Source organism: Streptomyces sp. E2N166 (assembly GCF_003671715.1).
GTDB lineage: Bacteria > Actinomycetota > Actinomycetes > Streptomycetales > Streptomycetaceae > Streptomyces > Streptomyces thinghirensis.
The window spans coordinates 1266942-1268913 of record NZ_RAIF01000032.1 but is presented as its reverse complement, the minus strand read 5'-3'; the positions used below and the strand labels follow the sequence as shown (position 1 = coordinate 1268913).

Genomic DNA, 1972 nt, shown 5'->3' with positions numbered 1-1972 from the left:
GGGAGCGTCACCGTTTCGGTCGCCGGCGCCGGGACAGCCGTAGCGTCATGAAGGACGGCGACGATCAGCGCACGGCGGCGCCGGACCCGTCGTGTCCTCCCTGGGCCCTGCGCGAGTACGCGGTGCTCGCCGACGGCGAGCGGGGTGCGGTCCTGGACCCCCGGGGCCGGATCGTGTGGCTGTGCGCCCCGCGGTGGCACGACGACGCGGTGTTCGCGGCGCTCATCGGCGGGGCCGGACACTTCAACGTGGAGCCGGCCGACCCCTGGCACGTCTGGGGCGGCTCCTACGAGGAGGGCACGCTGATCCGGACGAGCCGGTGGGTGACCTCCGATTGCGTGATCGAGTGCCGTGAGGCGCTCGCCCTGCCGGCCCGCACCGACCGGCTCGTCCTGTTGCGCCGGATGCGTGTGAAGCGGGGCGAGGCACGGCTGTGCCTGGATCTGGACCCGAGGCCCGGCTTCGGGGGCGGCCGGATGCGCGAAACCCGGCGGGAGCACGGCGTGTGGACGGCCGGGACGGAAAGGCTGCGGATGCGGCTCGCCGGGGCGCCGGAAGCGGTCTGGCGGGCCGGCGGGGGGCTGTGCGGCGAGTTCCGGCTGCGCGAGGGCGAGACCCACGACCTGGTGTTGGAACTGGCCGAGGGGCGGGAGACCGGGCCCCTCGACGCCGACGCGCTGTGGCGGTCCACGGAACGCGAGTGGCGGCGGGCCGTCCCGGACTGCTCGCGGCTGGTCGCGCCACGCGACGCCCGGCACGCGTACGCCGTACTGCGCGGGCTGACCAGCGTCTCCGGCGGCATGGTCGCCGCCGCCACCACGTCCTTGCCGGAACGGGCCAACAGCGGACGCAACTACGACTACCGCTACGCGTGGCTCCGCGACCAGTGCTACGCCGGTCTCGCGGTCGCCGCGCACGGACCGCACCCCTTGGTCGACGACGCCGTGCGCTTCGTCGCCGAGCGCATTCTCGAGGACGGTGACAAGGTCCGCCCCGCCTACACGGTCGACGGGCTGCCGGTCGGCGGGGAACGTTCGCTGCGGCTGCCTGGCTATCCCGGCGGCACCGACCACGTCGGCAACGACGCGGGCACCCAGTTCCAGCTGGACACCTTCGGCGAGGCGCTGCAGCTCTTCGCCGCGGCCGCCGCGCACGACCGGCTGACGAAGGACGCGGAACGTGCCGCCGCCGTCGCGGTGGACGCCGTGGAGCGGCAGTGGCTGAAGCCGGACGCCGGGCTGTGGGAGCTGGAGGACCGGTGGTGGACCCACTCTCGGCTGAGCGTGGTGTGCGGTCTGCGGCGGATGGCGGAGGTGCTGCCCGGGGCGGCGGGGCAGCGTTGCACCGCACTCGCCGACACCGTGCTGCGGGAGACCCGGCGCCGGTGCCTGGGCGCCCACGGCCGCTGGCGGCGGGCCGCCGATGACGACGGGCCCGAGGCCGCGCTGCTCGTGCCGATGGCCCGCGGCTGCGCTTTCGGGGACGACGACGGTGCGGCCACCCGCGCGCACGTCGAGTCCCGGCTGGCCGAGGACGGTTACCTCTACCGCTTCGAACACCCCGGGGAGCCGCTCGGTGACGCCGAGGGGGCCTTCCTGCTCTGCGGCTTCACGATGGCGCTCGCCACGCACCGGGCCGGCGACCGGACCAATGCGTTCCGCTGGTTCGAACGCACCCGGGCGGCCTGCGGACCGCCCGGGTTGTTCGCCGAGGAGTACGACGTGCGCCAGCGGCAGCTGCGCGGCAATCTCCCCCAGGCCTTCGTGCACGCGATGATGCTGGAGTGCGCGGTCCGCCTGGCCGACGAGTCGGCGCTGCCCTGATCACTCGGGCGCCGGCCCAAGCCCCCGGCCGATCCGCGCGGGGCGACCGCCCCGAGGAACCCGCGTCGGGGCCGGCTGCCTGCCGGGCTCCGGCCGGGCCCCGGCAGGCAGCCGGCCGGGCCGAACCCGTCGCCTCCGCTCCTGCCGCG

The 1972-nt window shown here is 75.6% G+C and carries 1 protein-coding gene; it reads left to right on the top strand.

Annotated features, from left to right (window positions below):
- Positions 1-47 precede the first annotated feature (47 nt).
- Complete coding sequence (locus EBH09_RS32600; protein WP_121750435.1) at positions 48-1823, top strand: glycoside hydrolase family 15 protein; 1776 nt, start codon at positions 48-50, stop codon at positions 1821-1823.
- Positions 1824-1972 lie beyond the last annotated feature (149 nt).